At 70.2% G+C, this 16002-nt stretch carries 18 protein-coding genes and 1 pseudogene; 14 read left to right on the forward strand and 5 right to left on the reverse strand.

Annotated elements, in window-relative coordinates; translation table 11 throughout:
- Position 1 precedes the first annotated feature (1 nt).
- The 5 genes and pseudogenes from lpxD (at position 2) to FJ108_07760 (ending at position 3363) form a co-directional block, all read left to right on the forward strand.
- The gene (gene lpxD, locus FJ108_07740) at positions 2–1057 is read left to right on the forward strand and encodes a UDP-3-O-(3-hydroxymyristoyl)glucosamine N-acyltransferase (protein ID MBM4335788.1); all 1056 of its coding nucleotides are present in this window, start codon (positions 2–4) and stop codon (positions 1055–1057) included.
- 5 nt (positions 1058–1062) lie between these two features.
- Positions 1063–1872 carry a ribonuclease HII gene (locus tag FJ108_07745; GenBank protein MBM4335789.1) on the forward strand — a complete coding sequence of 270 codons (810 nt, stop codon included), beginning with the start codon at positions 1063–1065 and terminating at the stop codon, positions 1870–1872.
- Positions 1857–2234: a hypothetical protein gene (locus tag FJ108_07750; protein ID MBM4335790.1), complete on the forward strand. Its 378-nt coding sequence runs from the start codon at positions 1857–1859 to the stop codon at positions 2232–2234. The genes FJ108_07745 and FJ108_07750 overlap by 16 nt, the downstream gene beginning before the upstream one ends.
- Entirely contained in the window at positions 2231–3184 is a 954-nt protein-coding gene (gene cysK / locus FJ108_07755) for a cysteine synthase A (protein ID MBM4335791.1), read from the forward strand. Before FJ108_07750 ends, cysK begins: the two co-directional genes overlap by 4 nt.
- Positions 3181–3363: pseudogene (locus FJ108_07760) on the forward strand (helix-turn-helix transcriptional regulator). Before cysK ends, FJ108_07760 begins: the two are co-directional and overlap by 4 nt.
- A gap of 451 nt (positions 3364–3814) precedes the next feature.
- On the opposite strand, the gene FJ108_07765 reads toward FJ108_07760, so the two are convergent.
- On the reverse strand, positions 3815–4189 hold the full coding sequence (locus tag FJ108_07765; GenBank protein MBM4335792.1) for a hypothetical protein: 375 nt from the start codon (positions 4187–4189) through the stop codon (positions 3815–3817).
- A gap of 33 nt (positions 4190–4222) precedes the next feature.
- Positions 4223–4588, reverse strand: a complete 366-nt coding sequence (locus tag FJ108_07770) for a hypothetical protein (GenBank protein MBM4335793.1) — start codon at positions 4586–4588, stop codon at positions 4223–4225.
- A gap of 182 nt (positions 4589–4770) precedes the next feature.
- Between FJ108_07770 and FJ108_07775 the strand changes: the two genes are divergently transcribed.
- Together FJ108_07775 and FJ108_07780 are read left to right on the forward strand one after the other, a co-directional pair.
- Entirely contained in the window at positions 4771–5013 is a 243-nt protein-coding gene (locus tag FJ108_07775; protein MBM4335794.1) for an acyl carrier protein, read from the forward strand.
- Positions 5014–5018: 5 nt separating this feature from the next.
- Positions 5019–6002, forward strand: a complete 984-nt coding sequence (locus FJ108_07780) for a ketoacyl-ACP synthase III (GenBank protein ID MBM4335795.1) — start codon at positions 5019–5021, stop codon at positions 6000–6002.
- Here FJ108_07780 and FJ108_07785 read toward each other — a convergent pair.
- Complete coding sequence (locus FJ108_07785; GenBank protein MBM4335796.1) at positions 5999–6214, reverse strand: hypothetical protein; 216 nt, start codon at positions 6212–6214, stop codon at positions 5999–6001. The two genes, FJ108_07780 and FJ108_07785, sit on opposite strands and share 4 nt — an antisense overlap.
- Here FJ108_07785 and FJ108_07790 point away from each other — a divergent pair.
- From FJ108_07790 to FJ108_07820, 7 genes are read left to right on the forward strand one after another with little or no spacing between them, the layout of a single operon-like run.
- The gene (locus tag FJ108_07790; GenBank protein ID MBM4335797.1) at positions 6213–7448 is read left to right on the forward strand and encodes a hypothetical protein; all 1236 of its coding nucleotides are present in this window, start codon (positions 6213–6215) and stop codon (positions 7446–7448) included. The two genes, FJ108_07785 and FJ108_07790, sit on opposite strands and share 2 nt — an antisense overlap.
- A 9-nt stretch (positions 7449–7457) precedes the next feature.
- Entirely contained in the window at positions 7458–10130 is a 2673-nt protein-coding gene (gene polA / locus FJ108_07795) for a DNA polymerase I (protein MBM4335798.1), read from the forward strand.
- Positions 10131–10178: 48 nt separating this feature from the next.
- Positions 10179–10862, forward strand: a complete 684-nt coding sequence (locus FJ108_07800) for a sigma-70 family RNA polymerase sigma factor (GenBank protein ID MBM4335799.1) — start codon at positions 10179–10181, stop codon at positions 10860–10862.
- Complete coding sequence (locus FJ108_07805; GenBank protein ID MBM4335800.1) at positions 10859–11524, forward strand: hypothetical protein; 666 nt, start codon at positions 10859–10861, stop codon at positions 11522–11524. The genes FJ108_07800 and FJ108_07805 overlap by 4 nt, the downstream gene beginning before the upstream one ends.
- Positions 11524–12096 carry a hypothetical protein gene (locus FJ108_07810; protein MBM4335801.1) on the forward strand — a complete coding sequence of 191 codons (573 nt, stop codon included), beginning with the start codon at positions 11524–11526 and terminating at the stop codon, positions 12094–12096. Before FJ108_07805 ends, FJ108_07810 begins: the two co-directional genes overlap by 1 nt.
- A gap of 54 nt (positions 12097–12150) precedes the next feature.
- Positions 12151–13230, forward strand: coding sequence for an acyl-CoA dehydrogenase (locus tag FJ108_07815; protein MBM4335802.1), 1080 nt, complete (start codon positions 12151–12153; stop codon positions 13228–13230).
- A gap of 7 nt (positions 13231–13237) precedes the next feature.
- Complete coding sequence (locus FJ108_07820) at positions 13238–14446, forward strand: acyl-CoA dehydrogenase (protein ID MBM4335803.1); 1209 nt, start codon at positions 13238–13240, stop codon at positions 14444–14446.
- On the opposite strand, the gene FJ108_07825 is transcribed toward FJ108_07820, so the two are convergent.
- Positions 14397–15494: an FAD:protein FMN transferase gene (locus FJ108_07825; protein ID MBM4335804.1), complete on the reverse strand. Its 1098-nt coding sequence runs from the start codon at positions 15492–15494 to the stop codon at positions 14397–14399. The two genes, FJ108_07820 and FJ108_07825, sit on opposite strands and share 50 nt — an antisense overlap.
- The gene (locus FJ108_07830; GenBank protein ID MBM4335805.1) at positions 15491–15994 is read right to left on the reverse strand and encodes a hypothetical protein; all 504 of its coding nucleotides are present in this window, start codon (positions 15992–15994) and stop codon (positions 15491–15493) included. The genes FJ108_07825 and FJ108_07830 overlap by 4 nt, the downstream gene beginning before the upstream one ends.
- Positions 15995–16002 lie beyond the last annotated feature (8 nt).

Consider the following 16002-nt stretch of genomic DNA (forward strand, 5'->3'; position numbering starts at 1 on the left):
GTTGCGTCTTGCGGAGCTCGCAGCCGCGCTCTCGCTCCCGCTCGAGGGCGACGGGTCCGTCTCGCTCGACGGGCTCGCGAGCCTGGAAGACGCGGGTCCCGCCGAGCTCGCGTTCGTCACAGGCGCGAAGTACCAGGCCGCCTTCGCTTCGTCTCGCGCGGGCGCGTTCCTGCTCCCGCCCGGCTTCGAGCGGCTGGGCCGGCCCTGTCTGCGCTCGCCCGCGGCCTACGCCGACTTCGCGCGCGCGATCGATCTGTTCCACCCGCGGCCGGCGCAAGCCAAGGGCGTCCATCCGAGCGCGGTCGTCGCGCCCGATGCGTGGCTCGGACAGGACGTCTCGATCGGAGCCTGCGCGGTGATCGGGGCGGGAGCCCGGATCGGCGCGCGCGTGCGCATCCACCCACACGTGACGGTGTACCCGGGAGTGGAGATCGGCGAGGACGCGGAAGTCCACTCCGGGGCGCAGCTCCGCGAGGGCGTGCGCATCGGAAAGCGCGTGCTGATCAACAACGGCGCGGTGATCGGCGCGCCGGGCTTCGGCTTCACCGCGCGCGCCGACGGCGTGCGCGTGCGGATCCCGCACGTCTGCCCGGTCGAGATCGGCGACGACAGCGAGATCGGCGCGAATACCACCATCGACGCGTCGCACCCGGGCCACCCGAGGCGCGGCCATGCACAGGTCCGCACGAGGATCGGCGTCGGCGTGAAGATCGACAACGGCGTGCAGATCGCGCACGGCTGCGAGATCGGCGACCACTCGACGCTCTGCGCCCAGGTCGGCCTGGCGGGAAGCACCGTGGTCGGTCGCTTCGTCTACATGGCTGGCAAGGCGGCGAGCGCCGGGCACGTCACGATCGGCGACTTCTCGCTGGTCGGCGCCATGGCCGCGACAGCCAGCGACCTGCCGCCTGGCTCGCAAGTGCTCGGCGCGCCGGCGGTCGAGCGCAAGCTCTTCGGCCGGATCGTCGCCGCGCAGAAGCGCCTGCCCGAGCTGCTGAGGCGCGTGCGCAGGATCGAGAAGCGGCTCGGCGTCGACGAAGCGGACGCGGGGGACTAGCCGCCGTGGAGCTCGCGCGCGTCGCGCTGGCACGGCTTCGGGAGCGCTACGCGCCCGGCGCGCAAGACGTGACGCCCGACCTGATCCGCGCGCTGCGCGCCGACCCGCGCGAAGGCGCGCGGGAGCTCGCTGAAGCGCTCGCGGCGCGCGCACGTCGCGAGGTCGCGGAGCGCGGCCGGCTCGCGCAGCTCTTTGCACTCGAGCGCAAGCTCGCCTCCGAAGGTCACGCGCGAATCGCCGGCGTCGACGAGGTCGGGATGGGACCGCTCGCGGGCCCGGTCGTCGCGGCCGCCGTGATCCTGCCCGCGGATGCCTGGCTTCCGGGTCTGGACGACTCCAAACGCCTGTCGCGCGTCGCGCGCGAGCGGCTCGCGCGCGAGATCGAGCGCATCGCGCTCGGGGTCGGCGTTGGCTCGGTCGAGCCGGACGAGATCGACCGCGTGAACGTGTTCCATGCCGGGCTGCTCGCGATGCGGCGCGCCGTCGAGGCGCTCGCGACCGCACCCGACGCGCTCGTCGTCGATGCTCGCCGAGTTCCGGGGGTCCCCTGCCGCCAGGAGTCGCTCGTCGGGGGCGACTCGCGGGTCGCCGCGATCGCCGCGGCCTCGATCGTCGCGAAGGTCTTCCGCGATGCCCGAATGGCGGAGCTCGACCGACACCATCCGGGGTACGGCTTCGCGCGGCACGCCGGCTACGGAACGCCGGAGCACCTGGCGGCGCTTTCGAAGCTCGGGCCGAGCCCGATCCACCGGCACTCGTTCGAGCCGGTGCGCGCCTGCGCCTCGCGCGCGGGGAACCCATGCCGCACGTCGTGATCGAGGGCGTCGCCGATCTCTCGGAGTTCGAGCGCGCCTGGCAGCCGTTCGTGCTGCGCCGCGGCGCGGACATCCTGCGCGCGGATCACCTGTACCTCTCGCCCGATGCGCGCGCCGCTCTGATCGAAGCGCTCTGCGTCGAGGCGGGCCGAAAGCAGCCCTTCTACGTGAAGCTCGCCGTGCACGACCGCGGCAGCGCCACGGTTCGCGTCGACCCGATGACCCACCCGGAGCGAAGCCCGGGCGTGCGCGATCTGGTCGCCCATGTCGGCGCGCTGCTCCTGCGCGCGTCGCCGGGCGGACGGATCGGAGTCACCAACCTCGTGGTACCATCCCTGGGCGACGGAGGTGAACCGCGATGAAGATTGCGAAGGACGTCACGAGGCTGATCGGAAACACGCCGCTGGTCCAGCTGAACCGGGTGACGGCGGGCGCGAGGGCTCGCGTGGTGGCGAAGCTCGAAGCGCAGAACCCGGCGAACAGCGTGAAGGACCGGATCGGCGCCGCGATGATCGAGGCGGCGGAGCTCTCAGGCAAGATCACCCCGGGCAAGACCACGCTGATCGAGCCCACCTCGGGGAACACCGGCATCGCGCTGGCGATGGTCGCGGCCGCGCGCGGGTACTCGCTGGTGCTCACCATGCCCGACACGATGTCGCGCGAGCGTCGCGCGGTGCTCCGCGCCTACGGAGCGAAGCTCGTGCTCACGCCCGGCGCCGACGGCATGTCCGGCGCGATCAAGGCCGCGGACGAGCTGGCCGCAAGGGTGCCCGACAGCTTCGTGCCGCAGCAGTTCAAGAACCCGGCCAATCCGGCGGTGCACCGCGAGACGACGGCGCTCGAGATCTGGAGAGACACCGACGGCGAGGTCGACTACCTGATCTCGGGCATCGGCACGGGCGGGACACTGACCGGTGTCGCGCAGGTGCTGAAGGCCAAGAAGCCGGGCTTCAGGGCGATCGCGATCGAGCCGGCCGAGAGCCCGGTGATCTCGGGCGGAAAGCCCGGCAAGCACAAGATCCAGGGCATCGGCGCGGGCTTCATCCCCGACATCCTCGACACGAAGCTGATCGACGAGGTCGTGAAGGTCTCGAGCGAGCAGGCGATCGAGATGGCGCGCAGGCTCGCGACCGAGGAGGGCCTGCTCTCGGGCATCTCCTCCGGTGCGGCCGTGCACGCGGCGCTCGAGATCGCGCGCCGGCCCGAGGCCGCGGGCAAGCTGATCGTCGTGGTCCTGCCGAGCTTTGGCGAGCGCTATCTGTCGACGGCGCTCTTCGAGCACCTGCAGTACGACGGGAGCGATCCGATCTGAAGCCGGGCGCCAGGCGGGGGGAGCGCAGCCGCAAGCGCATCGTCGACTCCGCACGCCAGGTCTTCTTCGAGCAGGGATTCGAGCGCGCGAATCTCGACGAGGTCGCGCGCCGAGCCGGCCTCGCCAAGGGCACGATCTACCGCCACTTCGAGAGCAAGGCCGAGCTCTACGTCGAGATCTTGGCCCAGAACGCGGAGACCTTCGTTCAGCGCATGGCGCGGGTGATCGATCCGGACCTGCCCGCGGCCGACCAGATCCGCAGGCTCGCGACCTTCTACTTCGATCACTACACGACGCAGCTCGAGTACTTCCGGATCTTCTGGGCGATCGACAACCAGAGCCTGATCGGGCAGCTCCCGCCGAACCTGGTCGCGCTGGTGACGGACGTGTGGAAGCGCGCGCTGCTCCTGCTCGCGCAGGTGATCGAGCGCGGCGTCGCGACCGGCGAGTTCGAGCCGAGCGACCCGTGGCTGAGCGCGAACGTGGTCTGGGTCGGCGCGAACGCGGTGATCCAGACGCTCGAGGTGCCCGAACGCCGCGCCCTCTGGGAGCGCGACGTCCCGCTCGTCTACCACGAGGCGATCGAATTCTTCCTTCGCGGTCTTTCGAAGCGCTGAGGCCGCTCGACGACTAGTTGTTGTCGACCCGCCACTGCGCGCTGCACGCCACGGTTCCGGCCGGGCAAGTCAGCTCCACGGTCTCGAGCGAATCGAGGCAGAGCGAGCCGCTGCCCGAGACAGGAACGTCGATCGAAGACGTGCCGTTGCCGTCCAGGGTCACGGTCAGCGCGACTCTCCCGGTGTTCACCACCGTCGCGCAGGCATTCGCGTTGCCCGAGGTGTCGGTGTAGACGGTTTCGGTGCTGTTGGCGGCGAGGCTCCTCGAGCCCGGACCCGCGAGCGTGCGCCCGCCCGGCGCGAGCGATGCGGACTTGGCCGCGAGCGCGGGCGTGGCCAGCGCGAGCACGAGTGCAGTCGAAAGTGCGATCGAAAAAATCCTGTTCATGTCGATTTCCTCCTCTCGTGGTCGAGCGTCTGGTCAGTTGTCGTCGACGCGCCACTGCGCGGCGCACGCGGTCGTGCCGGTGCAGATCAGATCCACCTGCTCGAGCGCCAGCCTGCACAGCGCGGCGCTGTCGCCGGCGTCGATGGTGATCGCTGTCGTGGTGCCAGCCGTCACCGACAGTTGCAGCGTGGATCTGCCGGAGTTCACCACCGTCGCGCAGGCGTCGCGATCGCCGTTGCTGAAGACCGTCTCCGTCCCGGCGATCGCGATGCTCGCCGTACCCGGACCCGCGAGCGTGCGCCCGCCGGGCGCGAGCGCCGCGGTGCTGGCCGCGAGCGCGGGCGCCGCCAGAGCCGAGATCACTGCGACCGCGAGGGTCGTCGTTCCCCATCTGCCCATCGAATGCCCCCCTTCTTAGCAGCCCGATGCCGAGCCGCGTCCACCTGTTGAGCAGCGGAGCGAGGGATTCGTTGACAAGCCGCGGACCGTCGGGAAAACTCAATCGAGCGGAATGTGACCCTGAGTCACAATTCGGATCCAGATCAAACGGCCCGTTCGCGGAGCCTGGGGAGGAGAGGACGATGGATCTCGGTGAGCGGATCGTTGCGATCGTTGGCGAGCAGCTGGGGGTGGACAAGGAGACGCTCGTTCCCGAGGCGAATCTTCTCGACGACCTGGGCGCCGACTCGCTGGACGTCGTCGAGCTCGTGATGGCGATCGAAGAGGAATTCGGCATCGAGGTGCCGGACTCCGACGCCGAGAACATCCGCACCCTCGGAGACATCCTGAGCTACATCGAGGCGCGCGTAGCGACCGCTGCTTGAGCACGCTGATCCGCGGAACCGGCTCGGCGCTGCCGGAACGGGTGATCTCGAACGCCGACCTCGAGAAGATGGTCGAGACGAGTGACGAGTGGATCGTCACGCGTACGGGCATCCGCGAGCGGCGCATGCTCGCGCCGGAAGAGGCGACGAGCGACATCGTCACGCGCGCGGCGCGGCGCGCTCTGGAGCAGGCGGGGCTCGCGCCCGAGGATCTCGATCTGATCGTGGTCGCGACCTGCACCCCAGACACGTTCACTCCGGCGACGGCGAATCACGTGCACCGGAATCTGTGTCGCGGGTCCACGATTCCGGCCTTCGACGTGAACGCGGCCTGCTCCGGATTCGTGTACGGCCTCGAGGTCGTGACCAGCATGCTGCAGTCGGGAGGCTATCGGCGCGCGCTTCTGGCCGGCGGCGAGGGGCTGACGCGCTTCATGGACTACCAGGAGCGCTCGGTCTGCATCCTCTTCGGCGATGCCGCGGGGGCGGTGGTGCTCGAGCGCAGCGACGGGCCCGGCGGAGTCCTCGCCACGACGCTCAAGTCGGACGGGCAGTACAGCGAGATGATCCAGATTCCCGGCGGCGCGGCGCGCATGCCCGCCTCGCCGGAAATGCTCGCCCGGCGCGAGGTGTTCGTGCGCATGAACGGCCCGCAGGTCTTCAAGGTGGCCGTGCAGTCGATGGAGCAGGTCGCCCGCGACACGCTCGCGAAGGTCGGCTGGAGCATCGGTGACGTCGACTGGGTGATCGCCCATCAGGCGAACCAGCGCATCCTGAGCGCGGTGGCGGATCGGCTGGAGATTCCGTCGGAGAAGATGCCGACGAACCTCCAGGTGCGTGGAAACACCTCGGCCGCCTCGATTCCCGTCCTGCTCGACGAGTGCAATCGCGCGGGGCGCTTCAGGCGCGGCGACAAGCTGCTGCTGGTCGCGTTCGGCGGTGGCCTGACCTGGGGCGCGTCGGCCGTGGAGTGGACTCGAGACGCCTAGGAGCGCCTCGTCCGCCAGGCGCCGATCGCCCCCACGATCACGAACGACGCAGCGAGGAGCCAGGTCACCTTGCCGTCGAGATGCGACTTGACCCGCTCGGCCGTGTAGGAGGGGATCGCCCCTTCCGGCGGTGACTCGAGCAGCACCGGGAGCGAGTAGAGCAGGGTCACCACCAGGAACAGCGCAAAGCCCGCGAGCACGGTCAGCGTCATGCGCGGAACCATGCTCGGCGAACGCGCCGGTGCGGGACCCCTCTGCACGGCGCAGAGATACGCGGCCTTGTCGGACGTCGCAAGTCCGGCGAGATTAAGGCGCGCGATGCAGTTCGACTGGACCGAGATCATGAAGGACGTGGACGCTCAGCTCGACGGCGTCGGTCTGGTCGCGCACGAGGACGTGGCGCTCGACCCGGAGCTGATCGAGTCGCACGCGCGCGCGATCGCGGCCGGCCGCTTGTCGAAGTCCACGAGCGTCGTGTCCGGTCCGATCCGGCTCGCGGGTCGCGAACACGTCGAGAACCTGGAGCGCGCCAGCACCCGCGAGCGGTCCGAGCTCGAGGCGCTCGGCCGCGAGGCGATCGTCCGCGGCCGCGTCGCCGTCGCGGTCCTGAACGGCGGCATGGCCACGCGCTTCGGCGGCGACGTGAAGGGCATCATCGAGGCCGTCGGCGGCCGCAGCTTCCTGGAAGTGAAGCTGGCGCAGGCACAGCGGTTCGGGCGGGTTCCATTCCTGATCATGAACAGCTTCGCGACCCACGCGCGAACGCTCCAGTTCCTGGCCGGGCACCAGCTCGGCGACGTCGCGGAGGTCTTCCTGCAGAGCGTGAGCCTGCGTCTGACACCGCGCGGTGACGTATTTCGCGAGGCCTCGGGCCGGGTCTCGCTCTACGCGCCCGGACACGGCGACTTTCCTGGGAGCCTGCGACGTTCGGGACTTCTGGCGCGGCTCGCGGAGCGCGGCGTCGAGACGCTTCTGCTCTCGAACATCGACAACCTCGGCGCGGAGCTCGATCCGCTCCTGATCGGATTCCATCTCGCGCGCGGGCGAGCGCTCACGGCCGAGCTCGCCGAGACCCTTCCCGGAGACGTCGGTGGCGCGCCCGCGTTCGTGGGCGACGAGCTGCAGATCGTCGAGGGATTCCGCTTCCCGGCCGGCTTCGACTTCGCGCGCGTTCCCTTCATGGCGACCAACACGTTCGCGATCTCGCTCGCGCTGCTCGAACGCGAGTACCCGCTCTCGTGGCTCTACGTCGAGAAGCAAGTGGACGGGCGCACGGCGGTGCAGATGGAGCGGCTCGTGAACGAGCTCTCGAGCTTCGTTCCGACCAGCTACCTGGTCACGCCGCGCGGCGGCGAGCGCGGCCGCTTCTTCCCGATCAAGACGCGCGCCGATCTCGAGGCGCTTCGTGCGGACGAGGCGCTCGTCCGGCGCTTCTCCGGGATATGATTCGAGCCGATGCAGAAGAAGCTGCTCCTGGTCGACGCGAGCTCGAGCGTCTTCCGCGCGTTCTTCGCGATCCCCGCGCTCGCGAATAGCGCGGGCGTTCCCACCAACGCCGCGCTCGGCTTCACGACGATGCTGCAGAAGCTGCTGCGCGAGACACGGCCCGACTACGTCGCCGTGGTGTGGGACGCGCCCGGACCCAAACGCCGCAAGGCGATCTATCCCGCCTACAAGGCGACGCGCGACGCCATGCCCGAGGAGCTGCGCGCGCAGTTCCCGTGGATTCGCAGGATCGTGGACGCCTACCGGCTCGCCGCGCTGGAGTACGACGGAGAGGAAGCCGACGACGTGATCGCGACGCTCGCGCGCTCCGCGGAGCGCGCGGGAGTGCGGGTCGAGATCGCGTCGACGGACAAGGATCTGATGCAGCTCGTCTCGGAGGACGTGACGCTCGTCGACACGATGCGCGATCGGCGCTTCTCGCCGGAGGCGGTCGAGGCGCGATTCGGAGTGCCGCCAGCGCAGATGCTCGACCTTCGCGCACTGATCGGAGACAGCTCCGACAACATCCCGGGTGTGAAGGGCATCGGCGAGAAGGGCGCGGCGCAGCTGCTCCGTGAGCACGGATCGCTCGATGCGCTGCTCGCAAACCCGGATGCGATCGCGCAGAAGCGCGCGCGCGAAGCGCTTCGAGACGGCGCCGAGATGGCGCGGCTCTCGCGCGAGCTCTCGCGACTGCGCGAGGATCTGCCGCTCGAGTTCGACGCCGCGAAGATGGCGCTGCGCGAGCCCGATGCCGCGGCGCTCTCCGAGCTCTTCCGCGAGCTCGAGTTCAGGCGCCTGCTCGAGGATCTTGGCGCGCCGGCGCCGGCGGCGGTCGCGAGCGACCCGAAGCCCGATCATCCGGTCGAGACGCGGATCGTCGTCGGCGCGGAAGCGCTGGCGGAGCTGGCTCGCTCTCTCGAAGCGGCCGCGATGCTCTCGATCGAGCCCGTGCTCGAGCCCGACGATCCGATGCGCGGCGAGCTGCTCGCGCTCGCGCTCTCGGGCTCGCCAGGCGAGGCGGCGCTCGTTCCCCTCCGCGGCGGAGCCGGCGAGGCCGCGCTCGAGGCGCTTCGCCCGCTTCTCGAAGCGCGCGAGCGCGTCTTCGTCGGCTTCGATCTGAAGCGCAGCGCGATCGCGCTCTCGCGGCGCGGGGTGCGGCTCTCGGGTGAGCTTCGCGACGTCGCGGTCGCGGCCTACGTGGCCAACCCCGCGCAGGCCGTCGATCGCCCCGAGGCGCTCGCGAGGACCCATCTCGATCGCAGCGTGAGCTCCGCGGCGGAGCGCTTCGGTGCCGGCGCGAAACGCAGGCCGTTCGATCAGGTCTCGGAGGCAGAGCTCGCCTCGCACTTCGCGGCGCTCGCGGCACTCGACCACGCGCTTCTGCCCGCGCTCGAGCGCGAGCTCGACCGCAGCGGCCAGCGCGCGATCTACGACGAGCTCGAGGTGCCGCTGGTCGCGGTGCTCGCGCGAATGGAGCTCGCCGGCGTGCGGATCGATCTGGCCAGGCTCGCCGAGCTCGGCAAACGCCTCGAGCACGAGCTCGCCGAGTCGCGGCGCCGCATCTTCGCGCTGGCCGGCGAGGAGTTCAACATCGGCTCGCCCAAACAGCTGCAAGGCATCCTGTTCGACAAGCTCGCGCTCGCGCCCACCAAGCGCACCAAGACGGGCTTCTCCACCGACGAGTCCGTGCTCGAGGAGCTCGCGCTCACGCACGAGCTACCGGGCGAGATCCTGCACCACCGGCAGCTCGCGAAGCTCTCGAGCACCTACGTCGAGGCGCTTCCCGGGCTCGTGCACCCCGAGACCGGGCGCATCCACTGCACCTTCAATCAGACCGTCGCCGCGACGGGGCGGCTCTCGTCGTCGAAGCCGAACCTGCAGAACATCCCGATCCGCACGCCGCTCGGACAGGAGATCCGCGCGGCGTTCGTTCCCGAGGAGGGCCGGCTGCTGCTCTCGGCCGACTACAGCCAGATCGAGCTGCGCATCCTGGCGCACGTCTCGGAGGACCCGGAGCTCGTGAAGGCGTTCCGCGAGGGCGCCGACATCCACGTGCGCACGGCGTCGCAGGTGTTCGGCATTCCCGAGTCGGAGGTCAGCCCCGAGCAGCGCGCCCGGACCAAGGCGATCAACTTCGGAATCATCTACGGGCAGTCGGGCTTCGGATTGGCGCGGGCGCTGGGCATCTCCCAGACCGACGCGCGCGAGCAGATCGAGACCTACTTCGCGCGCTATCCGGGCGTCCGCACCTTCATCGACGCCGCGATCCGGAGCGCCCGCGAACAGGGCTTCGCCCGCACCCTGTCCGGGCGCCGCCGCTACCTGCCCGAGCTCGAGTCCGGCAATCGCGCGCTGCGTCAGGCCGCGGAGCGCATGGCGGTGAACTCGGTCATCCAGGGCACCGCGGCCGACGTGATCAAGCGCGCGATGGTCGATCTGGATGCGGATCTGCGAGCGGGCGCCGCCCCGAGCGCCCGGATGATCCTGCAGGTCCACGACGAGCTGGTCTTCGAGGTCGCACCGGGCGATCGCGAGGCGCTCTCGCGCTGCGTGCTCGAGCGCATGCAGAACGCCGTCCAACTGAGCGTCCCGCTGGTCGTCCACGTCGGATACGGGCCCCATTGGCTCGCGGCGCACTGAGCCGTGCCGCAGGGCCGGCCGCACTGGCCGAATGCGGCGGGCCGGGCGATGGTCGAAGCCGTGGGTGAACAGGACCGGAAGGACGAGCCGCGCGTGGATGCCGTGACCACCCTGGGTCGCTTGCCGGGCATGGGCCGGACCGAGAGCGTCGTTCGGACCGATGCCGAGCTGATCCGAGAGGCGCAGGCCAACGACCACTCGGCCTTCGAGACGCTGGTTCGCCGCCCCGCGGAACGGGCCTTCCGCGCCGCGTATCGCGTCGTGCGAGACCAGCAGGCGGCCGAGGAGGTCCTGCAGGAGGCGCTGATCAAGGCCTACCGGGCGCTGCCCCGCTTCGAGGCGCGCTCGTCCTTCTACACCTGGCTGTATCGGATCACGGTCAACCTGGCGCTCGATCGCCGGCGCCGTGGCAAGCGCGAGCCGACGCTGGAGTGGGACGACGCGATCGCGCACCAGGTCGATCCGCGCGCGCAGGTGTCCGTGGCGCACGACCCGGAGATCGACCTGCGCCGGCAGGAGGTCCGCGCCCTGGTCGCCGAGGGGATCCAGACGCTGCCCGACGCCCAGCGCGAGGTGCTGCTGCTTCGCGAGGTCGACGGGCTGTCGTACGAAGAGATCGCGGAGTCGATGAGAATCTCGAAGGGGACGGTGATGAGCCGGCTACATTACGCACGCAAGAAGATGATCGTGTTCCTCGCGCAGCGAGGCGTCGATCCCGAGGATGTGATTTGAAGGACACCGACCTCGAAAAGCGGATCTCCGCGTACCTGGACGGTGCGCTGGTGGAGGCCAGGCGCGATCGGCTCGAGCGCGAGCTCGAGCAGGACCCGGGGCTCCGGAAGCAGCTCGAGCGATCGCGCGCGCTCGCGCACTTGGTGAGAGAGGCCTGGACCGAGGGCCCGCCGTCGCCGTCGCCCGACGTCCTGCTCGCCGCGCTTCGGCCGCAGCTCGCAGCGATCTCGCGTGAGCGGCGCGCGCGGCCGGGCTGGCTGCAGACCCTCGAGCAGGCGCGGATCCGGCTCTCCGGTTGGTTCGGCCCGATGCCGGTCGCGACCTCGGCGGCTCTGGCGTTCCTGCTCGCTCTCGCGTTCCTGCCCCGCCCCTCGGGCGGTCCGATCCCCGGCCTCTCGGCCGTGCTTCCGCCGCAGGGCGAGGCGGCGCTACAGTCTGCGCCGATGCCTGGTGCCGCGACCCCGAGCACGCATTCGAGACGATCGACGTCGTCCTTCGCGCCCGCGAATCTCTTGCGGGATCCGGCGGCCGGCGTGTACGACGTGTCGCCGCGCGAGACGCCCGCGATGATCTTCCAGAACCCGGACGGCTCTACGCTGCTCTGGCTGCTCGAGAACGACGATCTGTCGCGACGCCTCGAGCGCCTGGACCGGTGGAGCTGATGCAGCTTGCAGGCGCGGGACTGACGCCGCTCGCAGTGGCCGCCGCGCTGGTGCTGGCCGGTCTCGCTCCGTTCGAGCTCCGAGCGCAGACGACGACGTCGCTCGGCCCGGAATCGGAGCGGGCGACCGAGGCGATTCCGCCGATCCCGCCGATCACGATTCGCATCGCGATCGCGACGGCGAGCGAGGAAGACGGAGCGCTCGATCCGGCCGCGCGCGACATCTACGAGCAGCTCCCGGCGAAGTACCACTCGATCCGAATGATCGAGGAGCGCACGATCGAGGTGCTCTTCGGCGAGCAGGCGCGGGTCGTGCTGCCGACCGGATCCGAGGTGCACCTGATTCCCGTCGCGGTTCACGGTGGGCAGCTCCATCTCCAGCTCGAGATGCCGGAGCTGCTGAACACGAGCATGCGCATGGCGAACAATCGCGCCTTCTACGTCGGCGGCGTTCCCTACCAGAACGGCACGCTCGTGTTCAAGCTGGTGCCGGAGTTCAGCGCTTACGTCGAGGCGCCCGCGGCCGGGCGCCCCGATCCGCCGGAGACGCGCAAGGCACGCAGCGACCGTTAGCGCGATCCGACTCGTGTAGACTCCTGCTCCGCGCGGATCGCGTGCGGGGGCGGGATGAACTTCGGTCTTTCGGACGAGCAGGAGCTGCTGCAGGAGGCGCTTCGCGGCTTCTGCGCGAACGAGTGTCCGCCGAACCGACTGCGCGAGCTCTTCGACGCCGCGAGCGGACACGACGCGTCGCTCTGGAAGGGGCTCGCGGAGCTCGGGGTCCTCGGCCTGATCGTGCCCGAGGCGTACGGAGGGGCGGGGCTCGAGCTGCTCGACCTCGCGCTCGTGGCCGAGGTCATGGGACAGGCCGCGCTGCCGGGACCGTTTCTCGGACACCAGCTGGTGTCGCTCGCGGTCGCGAGCGCCGGAAGCGAGGAGCAGAAGCGTGTCTGGCTGCCGCGGCTGGCCTCGGGCGAGGCGATCGGCACGGTCGCGCTGGCGGAGGATGCCGCCGCTTGGGAGCCCGAGAGCTTTCGCGCGCAGGTCCAAGGGAATCGCATCAGCGGCTCGAAGTGCTTCGTCCCGGGCGCCGCGGATGCGGACCTGTTTCTCGTCGGCGTCGCGGGAGGCGGGCTCGCGCTGGTCGAGCGCAAGGACGCGGGCGTCTCGATCGCGGACCAGAACGGAGTCGATCGCACGCGACCGATCTCGCGCGTCGAGCTTTCAGGGGCGCGCTGCGAGCCCCTGTCGGGCGGCGCGCAGACCGCCCGGCACGTGCGCGACGCGGGGCTCTGCGTTCTGGCGGCCGATGCGTTCGGCGCGGCCTCGAAGCTGCTCCAGATCACTCTCGCCTACACGGGAACGCGCCAGCAGTTCGGAAGCGTACTCACCCAGTTTCAGGCCGTGAAGCACCAGCTCGCGAACATGGCGACCGAGCTCGAGCCGACGCGCGCGCTCTGGTGGTACGCCGCGCACGCGTTCGACCAGATTGCGTCGGAGTCGGAGCGCGCGGCGGCGATCGCCAAGGCGCACGTCACGGACCGCGCGCTCGATGTCGCGCGCGGCGCGGTCGAGCTCCACGGCGGGATCGGCTTCACCTGGGAGTGCGACGTGCAGATCTGGTTCAAACGCCTGATGTTCGACCGGGCGTTCCTGGGAAACCCCGAGCTTCACCGCGAGCGCAGCGCGCGCCTCGCGGGCTGGTAGGTGCGCGATGGACCTTCGCCTGGGAGAGAAATACGAGGCGTTCCGCAGCGAGGTTCGCGCCTTTCTGCGCGAGCACTGGCCACTGCGCGGCGCCGACGCGCAGCTTGCACCGGAGCGGCAGGAGAAGCTCTTCCGCGAGCGCGCGCTCGCGCGCGGCTACGTGTACCGGGGCTTTCCGCGCCTCTACGGGGGATCCGAGCAGGCGCCGGATGCGCTGGAGGACATGATCCTCGACCAGGAGTTCCGCACCGCCGGCGCGCCGCGCGACATCCGCGGCATCGGGCCTGCGATGCTCGCTCCGACTCTTCTCGACTGCGGTAGCGAAGAGCAGCGCATACGCTTCATTCCGCCCACGCTGCGCGGTGACCTGCGCTGGTGTCAGGGGTACAGCGAGCCGGGAGCGGGGAGCGATCTCGCGGCGCTCTCCAGCCGCGCGGTTCTGGACGGCGACAGCTGGAGGATCGACGGCCACAAGATCTGGACCAGCGAAGCGCAGTCCGCCGACTACATGTTCGGCCTGTTCCGGACCGAGCCCGACGCTCCCAAGCACGCGGGCATCTCCTATCTGCTGATCGACATGCGCTCGAAGGGGATCGAGGTGCGTCCGCTGCGGCAGATGACCGGCGGCGCGGATTTCAACGAGGTCTTCTTCAGCGACGTGCGCATCCCGGCCGATTCGATCGTCGGGCGGCGCGGCGAGGGTTGGAAGGTCTCGCGCTCGACGCTGAAGCACGAGCGCAACTTGATTGGCGACCCGCGCTACCTGCGCAATTCCTTCGATTCGCTCGTGGAGCTCGCGCGGCGGTCGCAGAGAAACGGCCGTCCCGCACTCGAGGACTCGAGCGTGCGCCAGCGGCTCGCCGAGATCGAGGGCTACGTCTGCAGTCAGGAGTACTCCGGTCAGCGCCAGTTCTCGGCCGCGCTGCGCGGCCAGGAGCTCGCGACGCTGCTTCCGATCCTGATGAACAAACTCTACTCGACCGACGCGATGCAGCGGATCACGCGCCTCGCCTTCGACCTGCTCGGCGGCGACGGCCTGGTCGCGCCGGTGGCCGAGGAGTACGGGATGGCCTCGCAGCTGCGCACCTCGGGCGGCTGGGTCGCTCAGTACATGTTCGCGATCGCGAACTCGATCGCGGGCGGCGCTTCGAACATCCAGCGCAACATCATCGGCGAGCGCGGACTCGGGCTGCCGAGAGATCCGCGCGCGAAGTAGGGCTCGCGCTCGCGGCCGCGCCGGGCCAGTCGGGCGAGAATCGGGTCTCCCGGGTCCAGCCCGAGGTCTGCCAGCTCGCGCCGCTCTCGTCGATCAGGATGCCTTCGGCATCCGGCAGCGATTCGAGCAGCTCGATCCCGTCGCTCTCGCCCAGGATCAGCAGCGCCTTCGAGAGCGCCTCTGCGCGCGCGCCGTCCGCCGCCAGCGCCGCCGCGACACGCGCGCGTGTCAGCGGCTCTCCCGTTCTGGGATCGATCACGTGGCCGTAGCGACGCCCCGCGATCTCGGCGTACTGGCCGAGGCTCCCGGAGACCGAGATCGAGCGGTCGTCGAGCTGCGCGGTTCCCGCGAAGCCCCCGGAGGCGTCACCGAGCAGGATGCCCCAGCCGTCCCAGCCCACGGGCTTCCCGAGCGCGCAGATGCTGCTCTGGCCGAACGCGAGCAGCGCGCGGGAGATGCCGGCGTCGCGCAACTTCTCGGCCAGGCGGTCGAGCGTCCATCCTTTCGCGATCCCGCCGAGGTCGAGCATCGCGCCCGAGTGCCGGAGCTCCACCGTGCTCGCGGACCGATCGACCCCGACCCCCGCGGCGCCGACGCGGGACCGGGCGGTCGCCAGAGCCTCGGCCGAGGGCAGTTTTCCCGCGCGTTCGGCCTCGAGCCAGAGCGCGACCAGCGGGCCGATCGTCACGTCGAACGCGCCGCGGGTGAGCGCGGTGTACCCGATCGAGAGCTCCGTGAGATCGGCGAGGGGTGCCGCGACCGGGATCGGACCCGAGCCCGCGGCGCGGTTCAGCCGCGACAGATCGCTCGTCTCGTCGTGGCGCGAGAACATTCGCTCGAGCCGCGCGACCTCCGCGAAGAGCTCGGAGAGCTGTGCTTCGCCGCGCTCGCGTTCGGACACGCAGAGGCTGATCTCGAGGACGGTGCCCATCAGGTACCGGCCGTCGGAGACGGTCACGGGACAGAGCTGCTCCGGCTCCTCGTGCGGCGACGGACGCGCGCAGCCGGAGAGCGCCACGAGGGCGATCGCGGCCGCGAGTCGCCTCAATCCTCTCCGCTCCGATAGCGATCGTTCGTGCCGCGAAACGCCGACCAGAGCGAGAGCCCGATCAGTGCGGCCAGGCTGGTCTGCAGGGCGAGAAATCCCGCGATCTTCGCCCAGGCGAAGTGCGGGGACGCGAAGCGGACCAACCAGCCCGAGCCCTCGTCGACCAGCGCCGACACGAATGGCAGTGCGATCATCCACGCCTTGGCGCGATTGGCGAGCGGCACGAAGAGCACCAGGTGCGTGAGCACGAGCAGAAGCATTCCCATCGCGAAGAGATGGAAGTGACTGACCTCGAGCAGCCCCGCGTAACTTCGCGGCTCGCGGAACTGCTCCTCCGAGCCGAGGTAGTGCGCGACCACGGACTCCGGAGACAGCCCCATCCGGTCGAAGTAGAGCAGGGCATTGGAGACCCAGAGAAGTGCCACGTAGAGCGAGTAGAGCGCGATGATCACCTGGAGCAGGCGATTGCGGTTCATCTCTCCGGTGACCACGAACCTCAACTGGCGCT

The organism is Deltaproteobacteria bacterium, from assembly GCA_016875225.1.
In the GTDB taxonomy this organism is placed as follows: domain Bacteria; phylum Myxococcota_A; class UBA9160; order SZUA-336; family SZUA-336; genus VGRW01.

What these genes read in the sequence shown, in the direction of transcription:
- FJ108_07820 (MBM4335803.1), top strand. Translation starts at nt 13,238, where the DNA reads ATGGACCTTCGCCTGGGAGAGAAATACGAGGCGTTCCGCAGCGAGGTT.
- FJ108_07775 (MBM4335794.1), top strand. Translation starts at nt 4,771, where the DNA reads ATGGATCTCGGTGAGCGGATCGTTGCGATCGTTGGCGAGCAGCTGGGG.
- FJ108_07785 (MBM4335796.1), bottom strand. Translation starts at nt 6,214, where the DNA reads ATGACGCTGACCGTGCTCGCGGGCTTTGCGCTGTTCCTGGTGGTGACC.
- FJ108_07765 (MBM4335792.1), bottom strand. Translation starts at nt 4,189, where the DNA reads ATGAACAGGATTTTTTCGATCGCACTTTCGACTGCACTCGTGCTCGCG.
- FJ108_07790 (MBM4335797.1), top strand. Translation starts at nt 6,213, where the DNA reads ATGCGCGGAACCATGCTCGGCGAACGCGCCGGTGCGGGACCCCTCTGC.
- FJ108_07800 (MBM4335799.1), top strand. Translation starts at nt 10,179, where the DNA reads ATGGTCGAAGCCGTGGGTGAACAGGACCGGAAGGACGAGCCGCGCGTG.
- FJ108_07750 (MBM4335790.1), top strand. Translation starts at nt 1,857, where the DNA reads ATGCCGCACGTCGTGATCGAGGGCGTCGCCGATCTCTCGGAGTTCGAG.
- FJ108_07770 (MBM4335793.1), bottom strand. Translation starts at nt 4,588, where the DNA reads ATGGGCAGATGGGGAACGACGACCCTCGCGGTCGCAGTGATCTCGGCT.
- FJ108_07810 (MBM4335801.1), top strand. Translation starts at nt 11,524, where the DNA reads ATGCAGCTTGCAGGCGCGGGACTGACGCCGCTCGCAGTGGCCGCCGCG.
- polA (MBM4335798.1), top strand. Translation starts at nt 7,458, where the DNA reads ATGCAGAAGAAGCTGCTCCTGGTCGACGCGAGCTCGAGCGTCTTCCGC.
- cysK (MBM4335791.1), top strand. Translation starts at nt 2,231, where the DNA reads ATGAAGATTGCGAAGGACGTCACGAGGCTGATCGGAAACACGCCGCTG.
- FJ108_07815 (MBM4335802.1), top strand. Translation starts at nt 12,151, where the DNA reads ATGAACTTCGGTCTTTCGGACGAGCAGGAGCTGCTGCAGGAGGCGCTT.